The sequence below is a fragment of the Nocardioides sp. NPDC127514 genome (assembly GCF_040302125.1).
GTDB lineage: Bacteria > Actinomycetota > Actinomycetes > Propionibacteriales > Nocardioidaceae > Nocardioides.
This window is the reverse complement of record NZ_JBEORF010000030.1, coordinates 12,000-37,166: the sequence shown is the minus strand read 5'-3', so window position 1 is coordinate 37,166 and position 25,167 is coordinate 12,000. Positions and strand designations below refer to the sequence as shown.

Here is a 25,167-nt window from a genome sequence, read left to right as displayed (position 1 = left end):
CCTCGTCACCACGTCGATGCCTCCGGGTGCGGTGCCGCCCGGATCGTTCCTCCGGCAACAATTCCCCGAGAGGAACCCTCACATGCTTCTCCGCACGAACCGCCTCGCACTCGCCGGGGTCGGCGTCCTGGCCATCGGGGGCCTGGGCGTCTCGCTGATGACCGTCCTCGGTGGCACCGCCACCGCCGATCCGGGCGGGCACCGCGAGTTCAGCCGGCTCGCGACCTATCCAGTCTTCCAGAACGTGCCCGCCGGCGTCGACCCGGCCGACCCGACCGTCGCCGAGATCTCGGCCGTCTCCGAGGACGGCAGGACACTGGCCTACACCGACGCGGCCGGCGGCCGGATCGGCTTCCTGGACATCACCGACCCCTCCTCGCCGAAGGGCATCGGCAGCCACGACGTCGCCGGCGCGAAGGGCGGCTCGCCCACCTCGGTCTCGATCGTGGGCGACTACGCGCTCGTCGTCGTGGACGAGTCGACGTACCCCGGCCTCGAGGACACCGAGTGGGAGGACGAGGAGCCGGCCGTCGGCACCCGTGCCGGGCGGATCGACGTGATCTCGCTGGCCGCGCCGCACGAGGAGGTGGCCTCGTACGACCTGGGCGGTCAGCCCGACTCGATCGCGGTCAGCCCCGACGGGACGTACGCCGCGATCGCGATGGAGAACCAGCGCAACGAGGCCGCCACCCCTGCCGGCGGCGAGGAGGGTGACCTCCCCCAGACGCCGGCCGGATCGGTCAAGATCGTCGGCCTCGACGGCGGGCCGGCCGAGTGGCGGATCACCGACGTTGCTCTGCCCGCCTCGCTCTTGAAGGGGCTGGACACGCCGGAGGACGCCGAGCCGGAGTACGTCGACATCAACGCCGACAACCAGCTCGCTCTCACGCTGCAGGAGAACAACGGCGTCGCGATCATCGACCTTCCGTCCGCGACCGTCGAGGCGGCATGGAGCGCCGGGAACGCGGTCGTCTCCGGCGTGGACGCGAGCAAGGACGGGCTGTTCAACCCGGTCGACACCATCGACGCGCCGCGCGAGCCCGACTCGATCCAGTGGGTCGGCAAGGGTCTGGTCGCCACCGCCAACGAGGGTGACTGGAAGGGCGGCACCCGCGGCTGGACCGTCTTCCGTGCCGCGACCGGCGAGGTGGTCTGGGACGCCGGATCCACCTTCGAGGACCTCGCCACGAAGTACGGCCTGCACAACAACGACCGCGCCGCCAAGAAGGGCGCGGAGCCCGAGGGGCTGGCCTTCGAGACCTTCGGCGGCGTCCCGTACGCCTTCGTCGGCTCCGAGCGCAGCAACTTCGTGGCCGTCTACGACATGCGTACGCCTTCTTCTCCTCGCTTCACCCAGGTGCTGCCGGCGACGAACGGGCCCGAGGGGCTGCTGCCGATCCCGTCGCGCAACCTGCTGGCGATCTCCTCGGAGGAGGACTCCGCCGAGGATCTGGTGCGGGCGTCGGTCTCGCTCTACGGCTTCGGTCGGAAGTCGTCGTCGTTCCCCACCGTCGAGTCGACCTCCCGCAACGGCAAGCCGATCGGCTGGGGTGCGCTCGGCGCGCTCTCGAAGGTGCCCGGCGAGCCCGGCAAGCTCTACGCCGCCAGCGACGCGGCCTACGCCACCGGCCGGATCTACACCCTGGACGTCCGCCGCTCACCTGCGGTGATCCGCGACGTGGTGGAGGTCACCGACTCCGCCGGCGAGATCGCCGAGGGGCTCGACATCGAGGGACTGGCCGCCCGTCGGGGCGGCGGCTTCTGGGTCGCCGACGAGGGTGCGACCGGTGCCGGGAACGCGCTGCTCCGCCTCGACCGCGACGGCCGGATCGCCGAGACGGTGCCGCTGCCCACCGAGATCGCCGAGAAGGTCGGCAAGTGGGGGCTCGAGGGCGTCACGGTGACCGGGAAGCGCCGTTCGGAGAAGGTGTACGTCGCGCTCCAGCGCCCGCTGTGGGCCGACTCGACCGCGAAGAAGCCCGGCGTGGACGGCGCGAGCACCGCCCGGATCGGTCGCTACACCCCGGCGACCGGCGAGTGGGAGTGGTTCGGCTACGGCCTGGGGTCGACGTCGGTGGCCGGTGACTGGCTCGGTCTGTCCGAGATCACCGCCGTCGACGAGGACACCCTCGCCGTGATCGAGCGCGACAAGCAGAACGGCACCACCGCCGCGATCAAGCGGGTCTACACCGTCGACCTGCCCCGCCGGGGCGTCACCGGGCTCAGCCCCGTGACCCCGCTGCGCAAGCGCCTGGCGTACGACCTGCTGCCGGCGCTGCGGGCCACCGACGGATGGACCCAGGAGAAGCTCGAGGGCTTCACCATCGGCGCCGACGGTCGCGCCTACGCGGTCACCGACAACGACGGTCTCGCGGACGCCACCGGGGAGACGGTCTTCCTCGACCTCGGCCGAGGTCCCAAGCGCTGAGGATCAGCATCAGGCCGGCCCGTCACCGACTCGGTGGCGGGCCGGCCTGATTTCGCGGACCGGTCAGTCCTCGGAGCAGCGCTCGGCCGGAAGATGCGTGCCCGCCCACTCGGTGAGCGCGCCGAGCGTCGGCGCGAGCGCGGCGCCGGATCCGGTGAGCGCGTAGCGGACCGCCACCGGCGGGCCGGGATCGACCTCGCGGGCGAGCAGGCCCAGGCCGGCCAGCTCGCTGAGCCGCTCGGAGAGCATCGAGTCGCTGATGCCCGCCACTGCTCGCTTGAGCTCCGCGAAGCCGAGCGGGCCCTGCGTCAGGCTGCCGAGGATCACGCCGTTCCAGCGCTTGCCGAGGAAGTCGAAGGCCCGCACGAGCGCTGCACTGCACACCTGCGGATCGTGGGCGGGCTTCGTCGCGGGCATGCATCCCAGCGTACAGGAGTTGCCTGAAACCTGAGGAACTACTATTTTCGAAGCAACCGGAATATCCCTAGCAACCACGGAGTTCAGAGCGACATGACCGAGACCACTGCACTCGAGACCACTTCCCTCGAGAAGCTGGACAACCGCGGCCGCGAGATCGTCTTCACCGGTGCGCGCACGTCCAACACCTTCGCCGACACCCCTGTCACCGACGACGAGCTCGCCGACATCTGGGAGCTCACCCGCTGGACTCCGACGATGGCCAACACCCAGCCGCTGCGGATCGTGTTCGTGCGCACGGCCGAGGGCAAGGAGCGCCTGCTCCCGCACATCGCCGAGGGCAACGTCGAGAAGACCAAGGCCGCCCCGGCGACCGCGATCGTCGCCTACGACAACAACTGGCACGAGGAGATCCCGAACGTCTTCCCGATCCGCCCGGAGATGAAGGACTACTTCGAGGCCGACGAGACCGCCCGCCACGGCGCCGGCGGCTGGTCCGCAGGCCTGCAGGCCGGTGCCTTCATCCTCGCCGTCCGCGCCGCCGGCCTCGCCGCCGGCCCGATCGCGGGCTACGACACCGCGGGCGTCGACAAGGAGTTCTTCTCCGAGGGCGACTGGACCACCAAGATGATCGTCAACATCGGCCACCCGGGCGAGAACCCGTGGTTCGACCGGCTCCCCCGCGTGGAGACCGAGGCCGCGGTGAAGTGGGCCTGACCCGCTGAGCTGTTCGTTCGAGGCGCTCGTCTGCCGTCACGGCAGGCGAGCGCCTTAAGTTTTCGCCGGAATACAGTTAGCCAAGCTAAACTTTGCCTCGATGTCCGCGACCCACACCAGCCCCCGCCTCACCTTCGCCATCGTCGCCATCGGCGTCTGCTCCTACTCCCTGCTGCAGTCGGTCTCCGTCCCGACGATGCCGCTGATCCAGACCGAGCTGAAGACCGACCAGGCCACAGCGTCCTGGATCCTGACCGCGTTCCTGCTCTCGGCCTCGGTCGCGACCCCGATCATCGGCCGGATGGGCGACTCGTTCGGCAAGCGCCGGATGTACGTGTGGAGCCTGGCCGCCCTCACCGCCGGCGCCGTTCTCGCCGCCGCGGCCCCCAGCATCGAGGTCATGATCGGCGCGCGCGTACTGCAGGGGCTGGGTGGTGGCACCCTGCCGCTGGCCTTCGCGATCCTGCGTGACGAGCTGCCCAAGGAGCGCGTCGCCGGCGCGATCGCGGTGACCTCGTCGCTGCTCTCGATGGGCTTCGCGGCCGGGATCGTGCTGGCAGGTCCGGTCGCCGAGACGCTCGGTTTCCGGGCGCTGTTCCTGCTGCCCGCTCTGGTCGCGGCCGGCGCCGCGATCGCCGCGCGCTGGCTGGTACCCGAGTCCCCGGTGCTCACTCGCGAGCCGATCCCGCTGCTTCCCGCCGTACTCCTCGCCGGCTGGCTGGTCGCGCTCCTCCTCGGTGTCAGCAAAGCACCGTCGTGGGGCTGGACGTCACCCGCCACCATCGGTCTGCTCGGTGCGGCCGGGGTGCTCCTGGCCACCTGGATCCGGGTCGAGTGGACCGTACGACAGCCGTTGGTCGACCTGCGTCTGATGGGCCGTCGCGGCGTCTGGACCGCCAACCTGGTCGCGCTGCTGATCGGCATCGCGATGTACGCCTCCTTCGGCTTCATCCCGCAGCTGACCCAGACCCCGCCGTCGGCCGGCTACGGGTTCGGCGCGTCGGTCACCGTCGCCGGCTACCTGATGCTCCCGACGGCCATCACCTCGTTCCTGTGCGGTCTGATCAGCGCCCGGCTGGCCGAGCTCATCGGGATGCGCCGCATCCTGGTCATCGGCGGGCTGCTCACCGCGGTCTCGCTGGCCATGGTCGCCTTCGTCCACGACGAGCCGTGGCAGATGTGCGTCGCCGCGGGCCTCTCCGGCTTCGGCACCGGCCTGGTCTTCGCCAACCTCGCCAACGCCGTCGTGGCCGCGGTGCCACCGGAGCACACCGGCGTAGCCACCGGGATGAACGCCAACATCCGCACCGTCGGCGGCACCATCGGAACCGCGGTCATGACCTCCGTGGTCACCGCCCACACCCTGCCGTCGGGCTACCCGACCGAGCAGGGATACATCAACGGCTTCGGGTTCCTCACCGTCGTCGCTCTGGGCGCGGCCCTCGCGGCCATGCTCATCCCCCTGGCGCCGCGAAAGGTCACCCCCGCCGGCCGAGAGGTCACCTACGCGAACCGAGGCGTCGCTCCCGTCGGCCGAGACGGCAGTGAGGTGCCGTGTCGGCCGACGTAACGGACGTCTCGGCCGACGTAACTGACGTCTCGGCCGACGTAACTGACGTCTCGGCCGACGTAACTGACGTCTCGGCCGACGTAGGTGCCTATTCGGCGGGGTGGGCGCGTTCGGCGGCCTTGGCGGCCGACCAGAGCTTCTCGACCTCTTCGAGGGTGTAGCGGCGGCCGGAGGCGGCCTCGGGGCCGAAGACGTGCGGGTTGCGGCGCTTCATCTTGGCGGTGAGGCCGGCGATGACGTCGTCCATGGTGAACTCCCCGGCCTCCTCCGCGATGGCCGCGTGGAAGTAGACCTGGAGCAGGAGGTCGCCGAGCTCCTCCTTGAGGTGCTCGGGGTCGGCCTCGTCGATGGCCTCGAGGACCTCGTCGGACTCCTCGCGCAGATACTGCGCGAGCGACGCGTGGGTCTGCGACGACTTCCACACGCACCGCTCGCGCATCAGCCGCATCAGGTCGAGGAACTCGACGAGCCCCTCCCCCGATGCGTACGTCCTGCGCTCGTCGTCTGGGCTCAATCCAGCGCTCCGAACGCGCTCAGGCACTGCCGCAGCAGGGCGCCGCGACCGCCCTCCATGTCGCCGACGACGGCGTCGGAGGCGGCCTCGGCCGGGGTCATCCAGGACAGCTCCAGGGCGTCCTGACGCGGCTCGCACTCGCCGGTCACCGGGATGACGTAGACCAGCGAGACCGCGTGCTGGCGCGGGTCCTGGTAGCGCTCGCCGGGCCACGGGAAGTATTCGGCGACGGTCACCGGCACCGTGGTCAGCGGCAGGGTCGGGAAGGCGACCGGACCGAGGTCCTTCTCCAGGTTGCGCATCAGCGCGTCGCGGATCCGCTCACCGTGCAGCACCCGGCCGGAGACGAGCGACCGGGTGATCGTCCCGGTCGTGGGTGACCCGCGCAGCAGCAGCCCGACCTCGGTGACCCGTCCGTCCGGGTCCACGCGCACCGGGACCGCCTCCACGTAGAGGATGGGCACGCGCCCGCGGGTCTCGCCCAGCTCCTCCTCGGAGAGCCACCCGGGCTCGGTGTCCCACTCGTTGCCGAAGGGCTCCTCAGGGAAGGACTGCTCGCCGAAAGCCTCCATCGTCATGCGTCGATCCTGCCAGACACAGGCGTACGTCACGGAGCAACGGCGCCGCAGTGTGGACTCTCACCGACGCAGGGCCAGGAAGCTGTCGGCCTTGAACGCCTTCTCGACCATCCACCAGGAGAAGCCGTCGTAGTAGGGACGCGCCTCGTCGCGGTCGAGGATCCGCGGCTGGGTGGCGGCGTGGTCGCGGCCCTTCCAGGTGATCGTGCACTCGCCGGCGGCCAGCACGTTGCGGACCCAGTTGGTGCCGGCGCCCCATGGGAGCGTGATCACGAACTCGTCCGCGGTGTGCAGCAGCGCGACCGGGAGGCTCAGGTCGCGTCCGGTCTTGCGGCCCCGGTGGTGCACCACGGCCCAGAGCGGGAACAGGCGGCGCCCGGCCAGGGTCCGCATCATCGGGGCGGTCGCCTTCGCCATCCGCCAGGAGTCGTTGCTGGGAGTGATCGTCGTCGTCATGCTCCCCACTCTGCCCAGGATCCGGGGCCGCCGCTTCCCGGACAGTGGGCAGCCGGCCTGACGGGTTCCCGTCAGTCCGCGCTCAGGCCGCGCCGTTGCGGATCGCCCAGGCGGTGGCCTCGGCACGGCTGCGTACGCCGAGCTTGCGGTAGAGGTTGGCGGCATGCCGCTCGACGGTGTGCTCGGCGATGCCGAGGTCCCGGGCGATCGAGGCGTTCGTACGTCCCGTGGCGATCAGCCGCAGCACGTCCTGCTCGCGCGCGGTCAGTGCCGTGGTGGCCTGACCCGAGGCGGGCGCGGACCCGCGGTGCACCTCACCGGCCAGGAACCAGCGGTTCACCATGGCGAGGTCACGGGCTCCGCCCTCGACGAACAGCGTCGGGGTGCTGCCCTCGAGCTCGACCAGCGTCCCATTGCGTACGCCGTCGGCCAGCCGCCGGGACACCTCGACCGGGATCTGGCTGGCTGCCTGCCGGTGCAGCACGAGCGTGGGCGCCACCACTTGGTCGAGGAGGTCGCTGACGTCCATCCGGGCGGCCTCCGCGAACCAGTCGCGGGCGACCGCGGGCGTCGCGGCGGTGCGGAAGGCCTCGGCGACCCGGCCGGCGTTCTCACCCGACCCCCATCCCAGCCAGGCGGTCGCGGCCGCATCGGCGAAGAGGTCCCAGTCCTGCTCGACCAGCGACAGCAGCGCCTGCGTCTGCGCCGGGCTCATCGCCTCACGCATCCGTGCCGCTCCTCCGAACAGGAGCATCCGGTCGACGCGCTGCGGGTTGGTCGCCGCGTACGCCACTGCAGCGGCGACCGCGTGGTAGTAACCGAGCAGGTTGACCCGGTCGGCACCGACAGCCTCGATGACCGCCTCCAGGTCGCGCAGGTGTGCGTCGAGGCCGAGGTCGCCGGCCCGGCGGTCCGAGGAGCCGGTGCCGCGGCCGTCGTAGAGCACCAGCGTCAGGTCCTGGCTCAGCCGCTCGTAGGCCATCCGCAGCGCGGGCACCCGCCACTGTGCCCGGATGTTGCTGAGCGAGGGCATCCAGATCGTCACCGGCCCGCTGCCGACGGCCTGGTAGGCGATCGAGATGTCGTCGCTGGTCTGCGCGTAGCGCACCTCTGGCTCGCCGGTCACTCGGCCATTCTTGCGCCTGGGTGGTCCCAGTAGCGTCGTTGTCATGAACCGAGTCCTCCTCATCGGGCTGGCGCCCGAGGCTGTCGACCTCTCCGACGCACCGATCGACCTGGCCACGTTGAAGGAGCGGATCGCCGTCGGCAACGCCGAGGTCGCCGATGCCGGCTACGACGCGCTCTCCTGCGAGATCGGCACCAGCGTCGACGATGCCGTCGCGCAGGTCCGCGAGGCGCTCCAGAAGCAGCCCTGGGACATCGTCATGATCGGCGGCGGCGTCCGGGCCGTCCCGGCCCACACCGAGCTCTTCGAGGCGATCGTCAACCTGGTCCACGAGCTCGCGCCCGGGGCCCGCTTCGCCTTCAACGCGGGCCCCGACACGACCCTGGCGGCGCTGCGCCGGGCAGCGGGCGACCGGAGCTGACGGGGCTGGCTCAGGCCAGTCGCGCGACGGCGGCGTCGTACAGCGTCTGCGCCGCCTCCGCGGCCGCGTCGGCGGCGGCGTGCGTGACCGGCTTGCCGAGGTAGTTGTTGGCGTTGCGGTCCAGGCGCATCACGTCGTAGTGGGCGGCCGCATCTCGCGGTGGCGGGGTGTCGAAGATGGCGGCGAGGAACCTGCCGACCTTCACATGGCCGCCGGCGCCGTACGTCGTCTTGTAGCCGTAGCCGGCAAGGACCGCCTCGCCGACGTCGTGGGCGGCCTTGTAGGCGAGGTTGTAGCGGTTCTCGGTCCGGGTGACGTTGGGTACGTCTGCGAGGGCCGACTCCGCGCCGGAGAGGAAGGCGCGGGCCTTCTTCTCGTCGGGTCTCACGGCGCGCAGGGCGCCGGAGCGTACGAGCGCGTCAACCGCCTTCTGCTGCGCCGGGGTCAGCGGCAGGGGCATCCGGTCCTCCTCCATAGATCTCGATCACCGGGTTGGCCCGGACCTCTTCGAGGAACCCGGTCTGCTCTTCGGCCTCCTCCGGGCTCATGATCGTCGGGTTCACGATGCGCCCGACACTGTCGGAGACCTCCCGGCAGACCCGGTAGACCGCCCGTACGTCGGGGCTGCCGATCACCATCAGGTCGATGTCGTTCGGCGGCGGCCCCGGCTCGCCCTTCGCCCGCGCCGCGAACGACCCGAAGAGGAAGGCTCGCTCGATCCCGTCGAGGTCCTCGAGGGCCTCCCGGAGCAGTACGACCGGGCCGGTGACCGTCAGCAGGATCTCTCGCGTCGGCGCCAGCAGCGGACTCTGCTCGTTTCCCCTGATGAGCCGCGTCCTTCCGACGCGGCGGTCGACGAGCAGACCCGCATCCAGCAGCCGCGCGACCTCGCGATGGACCGTCGGATAGGGCAGCCCGGCCCGCTCGGCGAGGTCGGTCATGCTCATCTCCTCTGCCGGGAGCAACAGCTCCGAGAGCAGCAGCGCCTGCGCCTCCGACCGGAACAGAGGCGCGAGCACCGGAGCCTGACTTCTCACAAAATGGATAATAACCTCCATTTTGTGGATATGAAACCCCACAACCGCGCCGAGTCGGCTCGTCATGACGAGCCGACTCGGCGGATGGGTCAGGTGAGCGGGTCGATGATCGCGTCGATGACGACCCGTGCCCAGTCGAGGAGATCCGGGCCGTCGAGGGGCTTGGCGGGGAAGCCGGAGGAGACCGGGCGCGGGACCATGATGGTGTCCAGCTGCGGCTTGACCAGCGACTTCGGGTACATCCGGTTCAGCCGGACGACGCGGGAGTCGGGCAGCGAGACCGGGTGGAAGCGTACGTTCTTGCCGGCCAGGGTGACCTCGGAGACGCCGGCCTGGCGGGCGCGGGCGCGGAAGCGGGCGACCTGGAGCAGCGAGGAGACCTCCGCGGGCGGCTTGCCGTAGCGGTCGAGGAGCTCGGCGGCGACCGACTCGACATCCTCGTCGGAGCGGACCTCGGCGAGGCGCTTGTAGATCTCCAGCCGCAACCGCTCGGAGGGGATGTAATCGTGGGGCAGGTGGGCGTCGACGGGAAGCTCGATGCGCACCTCGTTGAGCTCCTCGGCAGCACCGTCCGGACCGGCTTTGAACTCGGCGACGGCCTCGCCGACCAGCCGCACGTAGAGGTCGAAGCCGACGTCGGCGATGTGGCCGGACTGCTCGCCGCCGAGCAGGTTGCCGGCGCCCCGGATCTCGAGGTCCTTCATCGCGATCGCCATGCCGCCACCGAGGTCGGAGTGCTGGGCCAGGGTGGCGAGCCGCTCGTGGGCGGTCTCGGTCAGCGGCTTCTCCCCGGGGTAGAGGAAGTAGGCGTAGGCGCGCTCGCGGGAGCGGCCGACGCGGCCACGGAGCTGGTGCAGCTGCGAGAGACCGAGGGTGTCGGCGCGCTCGATGATCATGGTGTTGGCGTTGGAGACGTCGAGGCCGGATTCCACCAGCGTGGTGCACACCAGCACGTCGAACTCCTTCTCCCAGAAGTCGACCATCACCTGCTCGAGCTGCTTCTCGTTCATCTGGCCGTGGGCGACCGCGACCCGCGCCTCGGGCACCAGCTCGCGGATCCGCGCGGCCGCCTTCTCGATCGAGTTGACCCGGTTGTGGATGTAGAAGACCTGTCCTTCGCGGAGCAGCTCACGCCGGACCGCGGCGACGATCTGGCGGTCCTCGTAGGCCCCGACGTACGTCAGGACCGGGTGTCGCTCCTCGGGCGGCGTGGTGATCGTGGACATCTCCCGGATGCCGGTGATCGACATCTCCAGGGTTCGCGGGATGGGCGTGGCCGACATGGACAGGAAGTCGACCGAGGTCCGCAGGCGCTTCATCGCCTCCTTGTGCTCGACGCCGAAGCGCTGCTCCTCGTCGACGACGATCATGCCGAGGTCCTTGAACCGGATGTCCTTGTTGAACAGGCGGTGGGTGCCGACCACGATGTCGATGGTGCCGTCGGCGAGGCCGGCCATGACCTCCGCGGCCTCCTTGTCGGTCTGGAACCGGGACAGGCCGCGTACGTTGACCGGGAACCCGGACATCCGCTCCATGAAGGTCGACAGGTGCTGGGAGACCAGCAGCGTCGTCGGCACCAGCACCGCGACCTGCTTGCCGTCCTGCACCGCCTTGAACGCGGCCCGCACCGCGATCTCGGTCTTGCCGTAGCCGACGTCACCGCAGACCAGCCGGTCCATCGGCACCGGCCGCATCATGTCCTGCTTGACCTCGTCGATGACGGCGAGCTGGTCGGCGGTCTCCTGGAACGGGAAGGCGTCCTCGAGCTCGCGCTGCCAGGGGTTGTCGGGGCCGAACTGGAAGCCCTTGGTCGCCTGCCGCGCGGCGTAGAGCTTGATCAGCTCGGCGGCGATCTCGCGGACCGCCTTGCGGGCGCGGGCCTTGCGCTTCTGCCAGTCGGCGCCGCCGAGCCGGTCGAGGCTGGGCTGCTCGCCGCCGACGTACCTGGTGACCTGGTCGAGGGCGTCGGCCGGGACGTAGAGCCGGTCGGCCGGCCCGCCGCGCTTGGAGGCGCCGTACTCCAGGACGAGGTATTCGCGGGTCGCGCCCTGCACCTCGCGCTGCTTCATCTCGATGAACTGCCCAACGCCGTGCTGCTCGTGGACGACGTAGTCGCCGGGCTTGAGCTCGAGCGGGTCGATCTGCTTCTTGCGGCGCGCCGGCATCTTCACCATGTCGCGCGTCGAGGACTTCTGACCGGAGATGTCCTCGCCCGTGAGCACGACGAGCTGGTTGGTCTCGTCGAGGAAGCCGTGGTTGAGCCGGGCGTGGATGACGGTGACGGTCTTGTGGACGGGCTTGGCGGTCTCGGGTTCGTCCTCGGCGAGGCGGGCCGGGACGTCGCGCTCCCCCAGAGCCTCGACCGTACGCTGCGCCGTGCCGTGCGCGGGCTGGACGACGACCACGCGGTAGGAGTCGTCGCGCCAGCGCTCGATGTCGGTCAGCGCGGCAGCGGTGTCGCCACGGTAGGCCTTCGCGGGCTGCCAGTCGATCTTGCGCGCGGGGACGCCGACGACGTCGGGGTCGGCAAGGTCGGCTTCCGCGTCGTCGAGGCCGAACGGGCTGACCGACCACCACGGCTTGCCCAGGGCGATGGCGTGGGCGCGTACGTCGGCGAGGTCGCGGTAGGAGGCCGCGGAGAGGTCGATCGGGGCGACTCCCCCGCTGGCCGCGGCGGCCCAGGAGGCCCCGAGGAACTCCTCGGCGGTGGCGACCAGGTCGTGGGCGCGGCTGCGGATCCGCTCGGGGTCGAGCAGCAGGACGTGGCTGTCCTCCGGGATCAGGTCGAGCAGCAGCTCCATGTCGTCGACGAGCGCGGGGGCGAGCGACTCCATGCCATCGACCGCGATCCCGGCGGCGATCTGGTCGGTGAGCTCGATCAGGGTGGGGTGGGCCTCGCCCAGCTTTCGCGCCCGGTCCCGGACCTCCGGGGTGAGCAGGAGCTCGCGGCACGGCGGCGCCCACAGCCGCTCGGTCTCGCCGCCGTGCTCGGCAGGGATGGCGCGTTGGTCGGCGACGGCGAAGTGGCGGATCGAGTCGACCTCGTCGCCCCAGAACTCCACGCGTACGGGGTGCTCCTCGGTCGGCGGGAAGACGTCCACGATGCCGCCTCGGACGGCGAACTCGCCGCGCTTCTCGACCAGGTCGACGCGGGAGTAGGCCGCGTCGGCAAGCTTCTGGACGGCGTCGTCGAGGCTCGCCTCCTGACCCTTGATCAGCTCCACGGGCTCCAGGTCGCCGAGGCCCTTGACCTGCGGCTGGAGCACGCTGCGGACCGGCGCGACGACGACCTTCAGCGGTCCGTGGGCACCGTCGGCATCGGGATGGCGCAGCCGGCGGAGCACGGCGAGCCGACGCCCGACCGTGTCGCTGCGCGGGGAGAGCCGCTCGTGCGGCAGGGTCTCCCAGCTCGGGTAGTAGGCCACCGAGTCGGGCGGGAGCAGGTCGGTCAGATCGTTGACCAGGTCCTCGGCCTCGCGAGAGGTCGCGGTGACCGCCAGGACGGTGCGCTCCTGGCGTACGAGGCCGGTGACCACGAACGGGCGCAGCGCCTCCGGCCCGGTGACGTCGAGCGCCAGCATCCGGCCGCCCTTGGCCTCCGCCATCACCTCGCTCAGGGCAGCATCGCGCAGGACGAGATCGGCGAGCGGGGCGAGGATCACGGGTGGCTCCAAAATGGCAGGCAAGCACGAGAGCCCCCGGCCGGGAAGACAGGGGGTGCTGGACCCAGTCTAGAAGACGTGCGTAAAGACGTTTGACTTCGAGCGCACGCGAGGCCGGAGCGTGGATCGCATGAGATACACGACCATCGGAACAGGCGCCGGGTCACGGCGCGTCAGCAAGCTCGCGCTCGGCGTGATGCGGTTCGGGACGGACACGGACGTCGAGACGTCGTACGCGATCCTCGACCGCTTCGTCGAGGCCGGCGGCACCTTCGTCGACACCTCCAACAACTACGCCTACTGGGCCAACGGCACCCAGGGCGGCGAGAGCGAAACGGTGCTCGGTCAGTGGCGCCGGGACCGCGGGGTCGGCGAGGAGCTCGTCATCTCCACCAAGGTCGGCGCACGCCCGACGGACGTCGTCGAGCGCGTCGAGAACGGCTGGGAGAACCAGCGGACCCGGGTGTGGGAAGGCCTGGCTCCGGAGAACGTACGCGAGCAGGCCGACCGCTCCCGCGAACGCCTCGGCGTCGAGCGGCTCGACCTCTACTACGCGCACGTACCGGACATGAACGGCGTGCCGCTGGAGGAGTACGCCGCGGGCTTCGCCGCCCTCGTGAAGGACGGTGTCATCGGCCAGTTCGGGCTGAGCAACCACTGGTCCTGGCAGGTCGAGCGGGCGCGGGCGGTCAACCCGGAGGAAGCCCGGCCGAGCGTGCTGCAGTATCACCACACCTACCTGCGGATGCGCACCGACATCCCCGACCCGCGGCTCTCGGTCGACGGCGAGATCGGGGTGGCCGACGCGTCACTGCTCGCGCTGCTCCGGGCAACTCCGGGGCTGACGCTGGTGGCCTACACGCCGCTGCTCACCGGGGCCTACACGAACCCCGCGAAGCCCCTCGATCCCGCCTACGACCACCCGGGGACCACCGCGCGGCTCGCGGTGCTCGACGAGGTCGCGGCGGAGACCGGTGCGACCCGCAACCAGGTCGTGCTGGCGTGGATGCTCGGCGACGCGCTCCCGGTGATCCCGCTGGTCGGGGCCTCCTCGGTGGCCCAGCTCGAGGAGAGCCTGGCGGCGGTGGACCTGGAGCTCAGCGAGGAGCAGAGGGCTCGGCTCGACGCTGCTGGGCGATGAGCTCGGCGTCGGGGTCGGTCTCGCCGACCGCCGCGGCGTAGTAGGAGACCTTGAACTCGATCGCGTCGAGATGGGCCGCCGTCTCCGCCAGCTGCGCGCGCACCCGGTCGCGGTGTGCGCGCAGCAGGGCGAGGCGGGCCTCCTCGTTGCCGGAGCCGTCGCGGACCATCTCGGCGTAGCGCCGGATCTCCCGGATCGGCATCCCCGTCGAGCGCAACCTGGTGATCAGGGTGATCCAGCCGAGGTCGCCCTCGGTGTAGGCGCGGTGGCCCGACCCGTTGCGGCCGACGCCGAGCATCAACCCGTCACGCTCGTAGTAGCGCAGCGTGTGCGCGGTCAGGCCGGTCCGCGCGGCCACCTCGGCGATGCTGAGCCCGTTGCTGTCCGCCTGCGTCGTCATGGACCCCAGTGTCCTGGTTCGAGTGCACTCGAAGTCAAGCCATTCAGAGCGCCGATCCGCCGGTCACGTCGAGCGTCTCGCCGGTGACCCAGCGCGCCTGGGGCGAGGCGAGGAAGCCGACCGCGTCGGCGACCTCCTCCGGCGTGCCGATCCGGCCGAAGACCGAGAGCGCGTCAGCCTGCGCCCGCGGCCCGGGCAGGTTGATCCAGTCGGCGTTGATGTCGGTCTCGATCACGCCGGGAAGAACCGCGTTGACCGTCACCCCACGGGCGGCGAGCGGGGCGGCCAGGGATCGGGTGAGGTTGTTGATGCCGGCCTTGGCGGCGGCGTACGTCAGATGGGTCGGCGCCGCCACCCGGGTGTAGCCGGTCGACACGTTGATCACCCGGCCGCCCTCGCGCAGGTGCGGAGCGACCGCCTGGGTCAGGAACATCGGCGCGATCAGGTTGACCTCGAGCACGCGGCGCGCGGTGGCCGGGTCGAGCTCGTGGAGCTCCTGGTTGCCGTTGATGCCGGCGTTGTTGACCAGGATGTCGAGGCCGCCGTCCTCCTCGAGCGCGGCCGCGGTCCATGCCTCCGCGATCTCCGCGGCGGCTTTCGCGCCGTCCTCGCCGAGGTCGGCCTCGATCAGGACAGCCCGGGCCCCGGCCGACTCGACGAGCCGTGCGGTCTCCTCGGCGGCCGCACGGTTCGAGCCGTAGTGGACGCCGATCAGACCGATTCCGTCGGCGGCCAGACGTACGGCGATGGCGCGGCCGATCCCGCGCGATGCTCCGGTGACGAGGGCGTTGCGAGTCATCTCGGTCTCATTTCTGTAGTGGTCGCTAAATAATGACCTGCGAGTTAATGTAGGGATCACTATGGAAATGCGCAAGCCCTCCCGCGGACGACCGCGCTCCTTCGACGAGGACGCGGTGCTCGACGCCGTGATGCGGGCGTTCTGGGAGCACGGGTACGAAGGCACGAGCGTCGCGACGCTCGAGGCCGCGACCGGGCTGAAGGCCCCCAGCCTCTACGGGGCGTTCGGCTCCAAGGAGGTGCTCTACCGGGCCGCCCTCGATCGCTACGCCCGTGAGCACGGCAACGTGCTCCGGCCCGACGGACCGGCCCGGGAGGCCCTCTCGGAGTTCCTGTACGAGGCGGCCGACCGGTTCAGCGAGAGCGGCCTGCCGCCGGGCTGCATGGTCTCGACGGCCGCGCTGGCGCTGGGCACCGCCCAGCGCGGCGTCGCCACCCGCCCGGCGAAGATGCGCTCGGAGACGATGGCGGGGATCGAGCAGCGACTGCGGACCGCGGTCACCGAGGGTGAGCTGCCGGCCGGGACCGACGCCGCCGCTCTGGCGCGGCTCTTCGGCGCGGTGATCCAGGGCATGTCGGTCCAGGCGATCGACGGCGCCAGCCGGCAGGAGCTGCGCGGGCTCGCCGCGGCCGCGATGGCTGCGTGGCCGCGATGACGTCTCGCGGATCGCTGAGAACCAGGGCGTACGTCGCCGGGGCGGCTGTCCTCCTGCTCGCGATCAGCGCCTGCGGCGGAGCGCCCGAGGCCGAGCCGTCCCCGACGACCAGCGCCTCGGCTCCCTCGACCTCGGCGGAGCCGTCACCCAGCGACGTACCTTCGTCTTCTTCACCGACTGTCGCGAAGCCGGGGTCGGTGCCGCCGCCGTGGCTCGGCACCCGGGTGCTGAAGGAGGACGCGGAGGGCTACGGGATCGCCGGGCCGACGCCGAAGGAGCTGCGCAACCGGGCGTGGACGCTGCCTGACATCATGCCGATGCTGCCCGGTGACGGCTTCGCGGCCGAGGTCGACATCGCGCCGGACGACGTGATCGCGCGCTCGACCTGGGTGCCGGGGTGCCCGGTCTCGCGGCGGGAGCTGGCCTGGGTGCGGATGACGTTCTGGGGCTTCGACGGTGCCCGCCACACCGGCGAGATGCTGATCAACGCCCGGGTCGCCGAGGACGTCGTCGGGGTCTTCCGGCGGCTGTACGAGGCGAGGTTCCCGATCGAGCAGATGGACATCACCACGAAGGCGGCCCTGGACGCGCCGCCGACCGGCGACGGCAACGGCACCGGCGGCTTCGTCTGTCGTCCCTCGGTCGGCCAGACCTCGTTCTCCCAGCACGCCTACGGCCTGGCGATCGACCTGAACACCTTCCAGAACCCGTACGTCAAGGGCGACCGCGTCATCCCCGAGCTCGCCCGCTGGTATCTGGACCGGTCCAGGCGGGCGCCCGGGATGATCCACGACGGTGACGTCGTGGTCCAGGCCTTCGCCGACATCGGCTGGGAGTGGGGCGGCGACTGGAGCTCGCTGAAGGACTACCAGCACTTCAGCGAGAACGGCACCTGAGGCGAAACCCCGCCGAGCTCAGGCGGACTCGGCCTCGGCGAGCTCGCGCTTCCATTCGCGGAAGGTCTCCTCGGTGCGGCCCCGGCGCCAGTAGCCCGAGATGGAGACGTCGGCCTTCGGGACCCCGCGCTCCTTGAGGAGATAGGGACGGATGCCGTGCATGGTGACCGCTGCCTCGCCGTGGACGAAGGCGTGGACGCGGCCGTCGAGCCATTTCAGGTCGCGGATGGCGGTGACGAGGAGCTGCTCGTGACCCTCGGCGTCCTCGGCGGCGTGGTGGGTGTGGCCGCCGGTGACCAGCCAGGTCACCTCGACGCCGTCGGGGTGGTCCAGGGCCTGCTCGTGGCCCGGCGCCGGGATGTCGATAACGGCGTAGCCGCGAGCATCGGAGGGCAGTGCGGCCAGCGCGGCACGGATGGCCGGCAGAGCGGTCTCGTCGCCGGCGATCAGGTGCCAGTCGGCCTCCGGGTCGGGCGAGTAGGCGCCGCCCGGGCCGCGCGCCGCGAGGGTGTCGCCGGGCTTGGCCGCGGCGGCCCAGGGACCGGCGTACCCCTCGGTGCCGTGGACGACGAAGTCGATGTCGAGGGTGCCGTCCTCGACCGAGGGGTTGAGGGCGGTGTAGGTGCGGACCACCTCGCCGTCCACCTGCGGGAAGACGAGCTTCACGTAGCGGTCGGTGAAGACGCTCGAGGAGAAGGCGCTCAGGTCGTCGGAGCGGAAGCTCACCCGGATCATCGTCGGACTGAGCCGCTGGGTGGCGGTCACGACGAGGACGGTCTCAGGCTTCGCGGGACGGTTCATATAGGCAACCCTAACTTGGCGGCAAACCGCCGGCCTTCAACCCGCCGACCGGGTGGAGTGTGCTGAGCGCGGCTGGGTCGTCTCGACCGGAGGCGCGGGCGAGGGGATCGTGGGAGCCGCCGCGGGCCGCTGGGGCTTGGCGACCAGCGACAGGCTCGGTTCGAGCACTTGCAGCAGCGACTCGACGTGGCCGCGGGCCTCGGTCACCAGCCGCCGGGCCTCGCGCGGGGTGCGCTTTCGCAGGTCGAGCAGGTCGTCGTCGGCCGGCCGCCGTACCCGTCGCCGGGCCTTCTGCAGCGGCGCGAGCTGGACGAGCGTACGCAGCCGCGTGGCCGCGTCCGCCTCCGAACCCGCGGGGCCGCCCAGGGCCGTACGTCCCAGCAGGTCGCCAAGGGCGGCGATCTCGACGAGGGTGAAGGTGCGCTTGACCGCCGAGGGCACCAGCTTGGCGACCTCGCTGCGGTGGGAGCGTTCTGCGGTGATGATCAGGTCGGCGCTCTCGATGTCGTCGACGTCGAGCGGGTAGGCCTGGTGCCTGGTCAGCCGGACTCCGGCGAGAGCGACCTCGGAGGCGATCATCGGGTCCATGTCGTAGCCCTCGAGCGCCTCGCTGCCGGCCGAGATCACCGTGATGCCGTGGCGGGCGAGCCCACCGATCTGGCCGACGCCCTCGCGGAGCATCGCCTCGATCGCCGGCGATCGTCGTACGTTCCCGCTGCAGACGACCAGGATCGTCGCGGTGTCCATACCCTGCCTACCTTCGAAACAGTTGCCTGCCGGTTCTCGAGCGCGGACCTCACATCCACGCGGCCAACCCCCCGAACGTGACGGACAGACATTACGCAGTCGGCGTACGCCTCCAGAAACCGACGGCGAATCAATCCCCCATTTGGGTGAACGGGCCGGACACCCGGCCCTGTCATCCCCCAAACAGGGTGAGGATGTGCGATGGCCCCGTGGCCCCGCCCTGACGGCGACCCATTGCCTCGGGCTCCGCTTCGGCGGGTGAGCCCCGGACAAGCAGCCTGGCACAGACATCGGATGGAGTGACCTGTTGGACCTGCGCGACTATGTCGCTGCTCTGCGCAAGCGGTGGTACATCGTCGCGGTGCTCGCGATCATCGGCGCCGGCGCGGCCTTCGCGCAGGCACACGCGAGCCCGCCGCAGTACCGCGCACAGAGCACCGTCTTCGTCTCGATCGCGCGCGGCGCGACGACCCAGGAGCTGGTCCAGGGCTCGACGTTCACCCAGGACATCGTCCAGTCGTACGCCAAGCTGGCGACGATGCCGGTGGTGCTCGACCAGGTCATCTACGAGCTCGACCTCGACACGACCCCCAAGGCGCTGGCCGAGGAGATCACCGCCGAGAACCCGCTCGACACCGTGATCATCGAGATCGACGCGGTGGCCACCACCAGCACCGGCGCCTCCGACCTCGCCAACTCGGTCGCCGACGAGCTCACCACCACGATCACCAACCTCTCCCCCAGCTCCAACAAGAAGTCCGCGGTCGAGGTGACGGTGGTCGCCCGCGCCGACCCGCCGCAGGAGGCGTTCGCGCCGCGTACGCGGCTGGCCGCTCTGGTCGGATTCGCCGGCGGCTTCGGCCTCGGCGTCGCGATCGCCGTGGTCCGCGCCCTCCTCGACACCCGGGTCCGGACCGCGGCCGAGATCGAGCAGCTCACCGACGTGGGGCTCCTGGGAGCGATCCCCCGGCGCCGCGGCCAGCGGCGCTCGCGCGGCGCGGTGACCGCCATCGATCCGCACAACGTCGCCGCCGAGGCCTATCGGAGGCTGCAGACCAACCTGCAGTTCCTCGACGCCTCCTCGCCGGTCCGCTCGATGGTGGTGACCTCCTCGATCGGCGGCGAGGGCAAGTCGACCACCTCGATCAACCTGGCCCTGGCGATCGCGGAGCAGGGCCAGCGCGTGCTGCTGGTCGATGCCGACATGCGCCGCCCTGCGGTGGCCGACTACTGCGGCCTGGAGGGCGCGGCCGGGCTGACGACCGTGCTGATCGGGAAGGCCGACCTCGACGACGTCGTCCAGGTCTGGGGCGACGCCAATCTGCACGTGCTCACCATGGGTGAGATCCCGCCCAACCCCGCGCAGCTGATCGGCTCGCCGCGGATGGCCGACCTGCTGGAGGAGGCGCGCGCCGGCTACGACGTGGTCATCCTCGACTCCCCGCCGCTGCTTCCGGTGGCCGACGGCGCGATCCTGTCCCGGCTGACCGACGGTGCCCTGGTGGTCGCCAACTGCCGTACGATCCACCGCCCGCAGGTGCTGGAGGCGATCGACAGCCTCGAGGCCGTCGATGCCCGCTGTCTCGGCATCGTCGCCAACCAGGTCCGGGACACCGCCGCGCACACCTACTACGGCCAGCCGGAGCAGGGCTGGTTCGCCCGCCTCCTCTCCGGTTTCGTACGCCCCCGGGAACCGCGCCAGCAGGGCTACCCGGCCGCCGGGAGCTGAGCATGGCCGTCGCGACGGCGGTCCGGGTCCGCGCTGGTCGCTCCGGTCGCACCGGGCACACCCAGCGCGCCGACCGCACCGGCTGGGAGGTGCTGACAGCGCTGCTGGCCGGGGCCGCGGCGGTCCTGGCCGGGACCAACTACACCCTGGTCAGCGGGCTGACCGTCGGCGGACTGATCGGCGCGGCCCTGGCACCGATCTGGATCCGGGAGGCCCGCCGCTATCGCGGCGTGATCCTGGGTGGCGTACTTCTTCTTGCCTGTCTCGTCTCCACGCTGGCGCTGTCGACGTGGCGCTCGGCGACGCATCCGCCGACCGAGGCCGGGTTGCTGACCGATCTGCTGCCGGTGATCTCGGCGGTGCTGTGCGTAGGTGCGTTGCTATGGGCGCAGCGGGTGCTGTCGCCGGGGGCCGTGGTGTGCCTCTACGCCGTCGGCTCGTTCTTGACCGTGACGTTGAGGCCGCAGTTCGCCGAGGAACCGTGGCGGTTCGGGTTCTCGATCCCGGCGACGATGCTGCTCCTGGGGGCGTGCCAGCTGATCAAGCGGCGGCCCCGGAAACAGCTCTTGGCCGAACTGGTCGTGATCGGGGCGCTCAGCGTGGTCGGCGCGCTGTCCGGGGCCAGGTCGATGAGCGCGTTCCTGCTCATGACCGCGGTGCTGCTGGTGTGGCAGCACCGGCCGAGGACGGCGGAGCGGACCACCTCCGCGCTGCTCTCCCTGGTGCTGGTCGGCGCTCTCGGGCTGGGCATCTACAAGTCGCTCGAGGAGGCCGCCCTGGACGGCTATCTCGGCGCCTCGGCCCAGGAACGCACCGTCGAGCAGACCCAGACCGCCGGCTCACTCATCCTCGGCGGCCGGCCCGAGATCGGGGCCACCGTGGCCCTGATGATCCACGAGCCGTTCGGCTACGGCGCCGGCACCATGGCCACGCCGAGCGACATGCAGGCGGCCAAGCAGGGCATGTCCCGTCTGGGGTACGACCCCGACAACGGCTACGTCGAGCACTACATGTTCGGCACGCGGATCGAGGTCCACTCGCTCATCGGCGACCTGTGGATCTGGTTCGGTCTCACCGGGCTGGTCCTTGCTGGTTGGCTGCTCTGGCTCGCCACCAGCTATCTGGGCCGCAGCATGGCCCACCGCTCCGGCGCCGCGCTCGGGATCTTCCTCGCCCTGCAGTTGGGCTGGAACCTCTTCTTCGGCCCGATCATCAGCTCGCTGCCGCCACTCGCACTGGCACTCGGGGTATTCCTGTTGCCGCGCAAGGAGGCCGACACGGCCCCACCGACGCGGAAGCCACCGCCGAGACCATCGCGGCGGCACGGCCGTCGTGGCCAGCGCGCCCGCCGCCGCTACCTCACCGGAGGTCCGCAGCGTGCGTGAAGCCTGGATCGACTCCGCACGCGGCCTGGCGATCATCCTGGTGGTGCTCTTCCACGCCGTGATCAACCTCGACCTGGTCGGCCTCGCCGGCCCCTGGTCGAGGCTGGCCTACACCCTCGACACGTTCCGGATGCCGCTGTTCTTCTTCCTCTCCGGCCTCCTCGCGCCCTCGCTGCTCGCCCGCCCGCTGCGGGAGGTGCTGCGCACCCGCTGCCTGATCCTGATCTACCTCTACGTCCTGTGGTGCCTGCTCCTCGGCACCTTCCGTGCGCTCCTGCCGCATCCGCCGCCCGACGCCTTCGCGTCCCTCGCCCGGATCCTGGTCGAACCCAACGTCTACCTCTGGTTCCTCTACACGCTCTGCCTGTTCACGCTGGTCGGCTGGCTGACGCGACGGCTGCCCGCATGGCTGGTCGTCGGGACCGCGTTGGTCTGTTCCGCGGTCTTCGCCGCCGGGCTCGTCTCCACCGGCGACCTCCCCTGGGATAAGACGTTCCGCTATTGGTTCTTCTTCGTGCTGGCCTCCCGCACGGCACCCGCGGTGCGCTCGGTCGTGCCGCGGATGCGACCCGTCTACGTAGTCGGGGCGGCGGTGGCGTACGCCGCGGTGTTGGGGTTCTTCCTCTACATCGCCGACGACAGGATCATCTTCGTCCGGCCGATGCTGGGCCTGCTCGCGGTGGCCGCGGGCTGCGGGCTCGGAGTGATGATCGCCCGCATCCCGGCGCTCGGGTTCGTACGCCATCTCGGCACCCGCACGCTGCCGATCTACGTCGTCCACGCCTTCCCGATCACCGCGGCAGCAGCCCTGCTGTCCGGCCGGGACATCGACTGGCCGCCGGGCACCGGCCTGGTGGCGGTGCCGCTACTGACCCTCGTAGCGATCCTGCTGGCACTGGGTCTCGACCGGCTGATCACGGGTCGCATCCGCGGCATCTTCGACGCCCCCTTCACCCGCCGACCCGGCGCATCTGCCCCGCCCAACAACATCGACTCGGCGCATCTGTCCCGCTAGACAAGGCCGAGTCGGCGCAAACGTCCCAACCCCCGATGCGCAGCAAAGGCGGCCGCGGGACAGACGCGCCGACTCGACGGGACTCGGCGAGACAGATGTGCCGAGTGGGTCAGCGGGCGTACTCGGCTACGTAGGAGCCCCAGGCGCCGCGGAGCATGCCCACGCCCCGGAGAAGAGTGCGGGTGCCGCGGGCGTGGTGGGTCAGCGAGCCGGTGAGGCGGCCGAGGACGACGCGGGAGGATCCGCCCAGGACTCGGACGAGGCCGCGGGCAGTGGCCCGCAGCCGGGCCACCGGACGGCGGCCGGAGGGGGCTAGGTACACCTGCACCCGGGAGTCCGAGTTGCCGATCCGAGAGGCACGGGCGCGGACCCACTCTCGCGTTGCCCGATCGGCGGGCACCAGGTCGTGGACCGGAGCCTCGTCACACCACACGATCCGGCCACCGGCGGCGGAGAGGCTGCGAGTGAAGACCGTGTCGGAGCCTCCGGACAGCCCGAAGCCGAGGTCGAAGCGGACGGAGCCGACCTGAGCCATGTCGAGGAGCAGGTTGTTGGTCGCTGCGGTGGTGACGACGGTGCCGGTGGCATGCCGCAGACGTACGAAGAAGCCACCCGCGGTGATCCAGGGATCAGGCTCTGCCGCGAAGGTGGAGAGAACCGGCCCGACCACGGCCGCGGCGCCCGTCTCCTCCCAGCACGCGAGCAGGGTCGCCAGCCACTTCTCCGAGGGCTGCTCGTCATCGTCGATGAAGACGACGACAGCCTCGGGACCGGCCTCGTCCAGCGCCCGGTTGCGGGCGGCGGCGATGCCGGGGGTCGGCTCGTGCACATACCGCACACGTACGTCACCCCCGGCCGCCTCCGCGACCGCCGAGGAAGCGCTGGGCTGCTCGTCGTTGTCGACCACGAGCAGCCGGGCGCCGGGAACCAGATCGAGCTGGGCCCGGAGCATGCCGATGGCCTCGGCCAACCCCTCGGGCCGCCGATAGGTGAGCATGCAGACCCAGACCGGCCTCGTCATTCCACTGACTTCACTTGATCGTGACCGTCACCCAGTCGGAGCGGGAGATGTTGCCGAGCGGGTCCACTGCCTCGATCTTGTACTTCTGCGCCGAGCCACTGGCGCGGCCGGTGTCGGTGAAGGTCATCGCAGTGTGCTTCCAGAACGGAGCGGAGACCTTCACGGTCTTGATCGGCGTGGACTCGATCGACCCGCGGTAGAGCTTGTAGGTGACGGTCGCGTTGTCCTTGTCGGGGTTGCCCGGCCACTTCAGCGTGGCCTTGCCCGCCGACGGCGAGGAGCCGGTGAGGGCCCACTTCGCGCCCTTCAGCGTCGGGCCGACCTTGTTGGGCGCGATGTCCTTGACGGCGAACCGCACCAGGCCCTGCTGGGCGACGCCGTTGACCTTGAGGAACTCACCGCCGTACAGCACGTAGCTGGCGTTGGCGGTCACGGTCCAGGTCGACTGCTTGGCGCTGGTGTAGGTGCCGTTGGTCCACTTGGGGTACCACTCCAGGAACTCCGGACGCGGGGTGCCGGGGTGGTCGGGGTAGCCGTACTTGTCGTCGGCGATGTTGGTGCCGCGTACGTCCTGGGTGGTGGCGGTGGCGTGGTACCAAGCCCGCGGCTTGGTCTCCGGGAAGCCACCGGAGGTGTCGCAGCCGTGCTTGTGGCTGGCCTGGTAGACGACAGCGGAGGTCGGCCAGACGGCGTAGGTGTCGCCGTGGCAGTCCTCGAGCCAGGTCAGCTTGCCGGTGGCCCAGTCGGCCTTGAAGGAGCCCTCGGAGTTGCCGCCGCTGCCGTAGTCGTAGCCGGTGCCGTAGAAGCTGGTGCCGTCGGACTCCAGGGAGAGGATCGCCGCCTCGGTGCCGCCGTTGCGGATCTCGGAGTTGACCGGCAGTGCCAGCGACTTGCCCGAGGAGACCTCGATCCGGGCCAGACCGTAGCCCGGGTTGGAGGAGCCGTTGACGCTGGTGAACGCCCCGCCGATCACGATCTTGGTGCCGTCGGAGGAGGCGACGATGTCGTTGACGTTGCCGCCGGCGAGCTTGGGGTTCATCGGCAGCAGGCCGGTGCCGGTGTCGCCGGGCTTGACGGCGGCCACCTTCGTCCGTGCCGTGTTGTCGGCGGAGGTGAACACGCCGCCGTAGAAGACCGCGCTGGACGTGACCGCGACCGCGTTGGTCGTCGAGTTGAAGATCGGCCGGAAGCTGGTGACCTTCCCGGTCGCGAGGTCGATCGCCGCGCCCCGGTAGCGGTTGACGCCGTCGACCTGGGTGAAGCCGCCCGCGACGTAGAGCAGCTTCTTGTCGGGCGAGAGCGCCATGTCCTTGACCTGGCCGTTGAACTTCGGCGCGAAGGTGGTGATCAGCTTCCCCGTCGAGAGCCGGTAGGCGAGCATGTGGGACCGCGGTGACTCGCTGGTGCCGGCCGCGGCCCCCGCTGGGCGCGCCGAGGTGAAGTTGCCGCCGACGTAGACGATGTCGCCGACGATCACCTGCTTCCAGGCGACGCCGTTGATCTGCACGGTGGGAAGTACGTCGGCAGCGACGGTCTTCGGCAGGTCGGGATCGGTCGGCGCGGTGTCCGCGGATGCGGAGGTCGTCGCCAGGGTCAGGCTCGTTGCCACGAGCGCCAGCACAGCCAGGATCGGCTTCATCACATCTCTCATC

General features: G+C 70.7%; 24 protein-coding genes. 10 read left to right on the top strand and 14 right to left on the bottom strand.

Going from position 1 to position 25,167, the window contains the following annotated elements:
• Positions 1 to 82 precede the first annotated feature (82 nt).
• Positions 83 to 2,428, top strand: a complete 2,346-nt coding sequence (locus ABTX24_RS22435; protein ID WP_350842702.1) for an esterase-like activity of phytase family protein — start codon at positions 83 to 85, stop codon at positions 2,426 to 2,428.
• A 63-nt stretch (positions 2,429 to 2,491) separates the two neighbouring features.
• Here the strand turns inward: ABTX24_RS22435 and ABTX24_RS22430 are convergent, their stop codons facing one another.
• Positions 2,492 to 2,845 (bottom strand): winged helix-turn-helix transcriptional regulator, encoded by a 354-nt coding sequence (locus ABTX24_RS22430; RefSeq protein ID WP_350714275.1) that lies wholly within the window; start codon positions 2,843 to 2,845, stop codon positions 2,492 to 2,494.
• Positions 2,846 to 2,938: 93 nt separating this feature from the next.
• On the opposite strand from ABTX24_RS22430, the gene ABTX24_RS22425 reads away from it, so the two are divergent.
• Positions 2,939 to 3,562, top strand: coding sequence for a malonic semialdehyde reductase (locus ABTX24_RS22425; RefSeq protein ID WP_350842700.1), 624 nt, complete (start codon positions 2,939 to 2,941; stop codon positions 3,560 to 3,562).
• A 100-nt stretch (positions 3,563 to 3,662) separates the two neighbouring features.
• Entirely contained in the window at positions 3,663 to 5,132 is a 1,470-nt protein-coding gene (locus ABTX24_RS22420) for an MFS transporter (protein ID WP_350842698.1), read from the top strand.
• A gap of 88 nt (positions 5,133 to 5,220) precedes the next feature.
• Here the strand turns inward: ABTX24_RS22420 and ABTX24_RS22415 are convergent, their stop codons facing one another.
• The 4 genes from ABTX24_RS22415 to ABTX24_RS22400 all read right to left on the bottom strand — a co-directional run bounded on the left by ABTX24_RS22415 (position 5,221) and on the right by ABTX24_RS22400 (position 7,806).
• On the bottom strand, positions 5,221 to 5,646 hold the full coding sequence (locus tag ABTX24_RS22415) for a MazG nucleotide pyrophosphohydrolase domain-containing protein (protein WP_201451112.1): 426 nt from the start codon (positions 5,644 to 5,646) through the stop codon (positions 5,221 to 5,223).
• Positions 5,643 to 6,224 (bottom strand): NUDIX hydrolase family protein, encoded by a 582-nt coding sequence (locus tag ABTX24_RS22410; RefSeq protein ID WP_141803230.1) that lies wholly within the window; start codon positions 6,222 to 6,224, stop codon positions 5,643 to 5,645. Before ABTX24_RS22410 ends, ABTX24_RS22415 begins: the two co-directional genes overlap by 4 nt.
• A gap of 60 nt (positions 6,225 to 6,284) precedes the next feature.
• A complete protein-coding gene (locus ABTX24_RS22405) occupies positions 6,285 to 6,680 on the bottom strand; it encodes a PNPOx family protein (RefSeq protein ID WP_350842696.1) in 396 nt (131 codons plus the stop codon).
• A gap of 82 nt (positions 6,681 to 6,762) precedes the next feature.
• Positions 6,763 to 7,806, bottom strand: a complete 1,044-nt coding sequence (locus ABTX24_RS22400; protein ID WP_350842694.1) for an alpha/beta fold hydrolase — start codon at positions 7,804 to 7,806, stop codon at positions 6,763 to 6,765.
• A 43-nt stretch (positions 7,807 to 7,849) separates the two neighbouring features.
• On the opposite strand from ABTX24_RS22400, the gene ABTX24_RS22395 reads away from it, so the two are divergent.
• A complete protein-coding gene (locus ABTX24_RS22395) occupies positions 7,850 to 8,227 on the top strand; it encodes a hypothetical protein (protein WP_350842692.1) in 378 nt (125 codons plus the stop codon).
• A gap of 10 nt (positions 8,228 to 8,237) precedes the next feature.
• On the opposite strand, the gene ABTX24_RS22390 is transcribed toward ABTX24_RS22395, so the two are convergent.
• From ABTX24_RS22390 to mfd, 3 genes are all read right to left on the bottom strand, one after another.
• On the bottom strand, positions 8,238 to 8,687 hold the full coding sequence (locus ABTX24_RS22390; protein ID WP_160025034.1) for a hypothetical protein: 450 nt from the start codon (positions 8,685 to 8,687) through the stop codon (positions 8,238 to 8,240).
• On the bottom strand, positions 8,647 to 9,264 hold the full coding sequence (locus tag ABTX24_RS22385; RefSeq protein WP_350842690.1) for a MarR family transcriptional regulator: 618 nt from the start codon (positions 9,262 to 9,264) through the stop codon (positions 8,647 to 8,649). The genes ABTX24_RS22390 and ABTX24_RS22385 overlap by 41 nt, the downstream gene beginning before the upstream one ends.
• Before the next feature lie 89 nt (positions 9,265 to 9,353).
• Positions 9,354 to 12,869, bottom strand: a complete 3,516-nt coding sequence (gene mfd, locus ABTX24_RS22380; RefSeq protein ID WP_350842788.1) for a transcription-repair coupling factor — start codon at positions 12,867 to 12,869, stop codon at positions 9,354 to 9,356.
• A gap of 187 nt (positions 12,870 to 13,056) precedes the next feature.
• Here mfd and ABTX24_RS22375 point away from each other — a divergent pair, with 187 nt between their 5' ends.
• The gene (locus ABTX24_RS22375; RefSeq protein WP_350842688.1) at positions 13,057 to 14,067 is read left to right on the top strand and encodes an aldo/keto reductase; all 1,011 of its coding nucleotides are present in this window, start codon (positions 13,057 to 13,059) and stop codon (positions 14,065 to 14,067) included.
• Here ABTX24_RS22375 and ABTX24_RS22370 read toward each other — a convergent pair.
• Both ABTX24_RS22370 and ABTX24_RS22365 read right to left on the bottom strand, forming a co-directional pair.
• On the bottom strand, positions 14,024 to 14,467 hold the full coding sequence (locus ABTX24_RS22370; protein ID WP_350842686.1) for a MerR family transcriptional regulator: 444 nt from the start codon (positions 14,465 to 14,467) through the stop codon (positions 14,024 to 14,026). The genes ABTX24_RS22375 and ABTX24_RS22370 overlap by 44 nt on opposite strands.
• A gap of 43 nt (positions 14,468 to 14,510) precedes the next feature.
• A complete protein-coding gene (locus tag ABTX24_RS22365; RefSeq protein WP_350842684.1) occupies positions 14,511 to 15,266 on the bottom strand; it encodes an SDR family NAD(P)-dependent oxidoreductase in 756 nt (251 codons plus the stop codon).
• 67 nt (positions 15,267 to 15,333) lie between these two features.
• Between ABTX24_RS22365 and ABTX24_RS22360 the strand changes: the two genes are divergently transcribed.
• Complete coding sequence (locus ABTX24_RS22360; protein WP_350842682.1) at positions 15,334 to 15,921, top strand: TetR/AcrR family transcriptional regulator; 588 nt, start codon at positions 15,334 to 15,336, stop codon at positions 15,919 to 15,921.
• Positions 15,918 to 16,817 (top strand): M15 family metallopeptidase, encoded by a 900-nt coding sequence (locus ABTX24_RS22355; protein ID WP_350842681.1) that lies wholly within the window; start codon positions 15,918 to 15,920, stop codon positions 16,815 to 16,817. The genes ABTX24_RS22360 and ABTX24_RS22355 overlap by 4 nt, the downstream gene beginning before the upstream one ends.
• Positions 16,818 to 16,835: 18 nt before the next feature.
• Here ABTX24_RS22355 and ABTX24_RS22350 read toward each other — a convergent pair whose 3' ends face one another.
• Positions 16,836 to 17,618, bottom strand: a complete 783-nt coding sequence (locus ABTX24_RS22350; protein WP_350842679.1) for a siderophore-interacting protein — start codon at positions 17,616 to 17,618, stop codon at positions 16,836 to 16,838.
• A gap of 36 nt (positions 17,619 to 17,654) precedes the next feature.
• Positions 17,655 to 18,365 (bottom strand): arsenate reductase/protein-tyrosine-phosphatase family protein, encoded by a 711-nt coding sequence (locus ABTX24_RS22345; RefSeq protein WP_350842677.1) that lies wholly within the window; start codon positions 18,363 to 18,365, stop codon positions 17,655 to 17,657.
• A gap of 307 nt (positions 18,366 to 18,672) precedes the next feature.
• On the opposite strand from ABTX24_RS22345, the gene ABTX24_RS22340 reads away from it, so the two are divergent.
• From ABTX24_RS22340 to ABTX24_RS22330, 3 genes are read left to right on the top strand one after another with little or no spacing between them, the layout of a single operon-like run.
• Positions 18,673 to 20,094 (top strand): tyrosine-protein kinase domain-containing protein, encoded by a 1,422-nt coding sequence (locus ABTX24_RS22340; RefSeq protein ID WP_350842675.1) that lies wholly within the window; start codon positions 18,673 to 18,675, stop codon positions 20,092 to 20,094.
• 2 nt (positions 20,095 to 20,096) lie between these two features.
• Positions 20,097 to 21,479: an O-antigen ligase family protein gene (locus ABTX24_RS22335; RefSeq protein WP_350842673.1), complete on the top strand. Its 1,383-nt coding sequence runs from the start codon at positions 20,097 to 20,099 to the stop codon at positions 21,477 to 21,479.
• Positions 21,472 to 22,494, top strand: coding sequence for an acyltransferase family protein (locus tag ABTX24_RS22330; protein WP_350842671.1), 1,023 nt, complete (start codon positions 21,472 to 21,474; stop codon positions 22,492 to 22,494). Before ABTX24_RS22335 ends, ABTX24_RS22330 begins: the two co-directional genes overlap by 8 nt.
• 109 nt (positions 22,495 to 22,603) lie before the next feature.
• On the opposite strand, the gene ABTX24_RS22325 is transcribed toward ABTX24_RS22330, so the two are convergent.
• Together ABTX24_RS22325 and ABTX24_RS22320 are read right to left on the bottom strand one after the other, a co-directional pair.
• Positions 22,604 to 23,515 carry a glycosyltransferase family 2 protein gene (locus ABTX24_RS22325; RefSeq protein ID WP_350842669.1) on the bottom strand — a complete coding sequence of 304 codons (912 nt, stop codon included), beginning with the start codon at positions 23,513 to 23,515 and terminating at the stop codon, positions 22,604 to 22,606.
• Positions 23,516 to 23,525: 10 nt separating this feature from the next.
• Positions 23,526 to 25,166 (bottom strand): hypothetical protein, encoded by a 1,641-nt coding sequence (locus ABTX24_RS22320; RefSeq protein WP_350842668.1) that lies wholly within the window; start codon positions 25,164 to 25,166, stop codon positions 23,526 to 23,528.
• Between the last annotated feature and the right edge of the window lies 1 nt (position 25,167).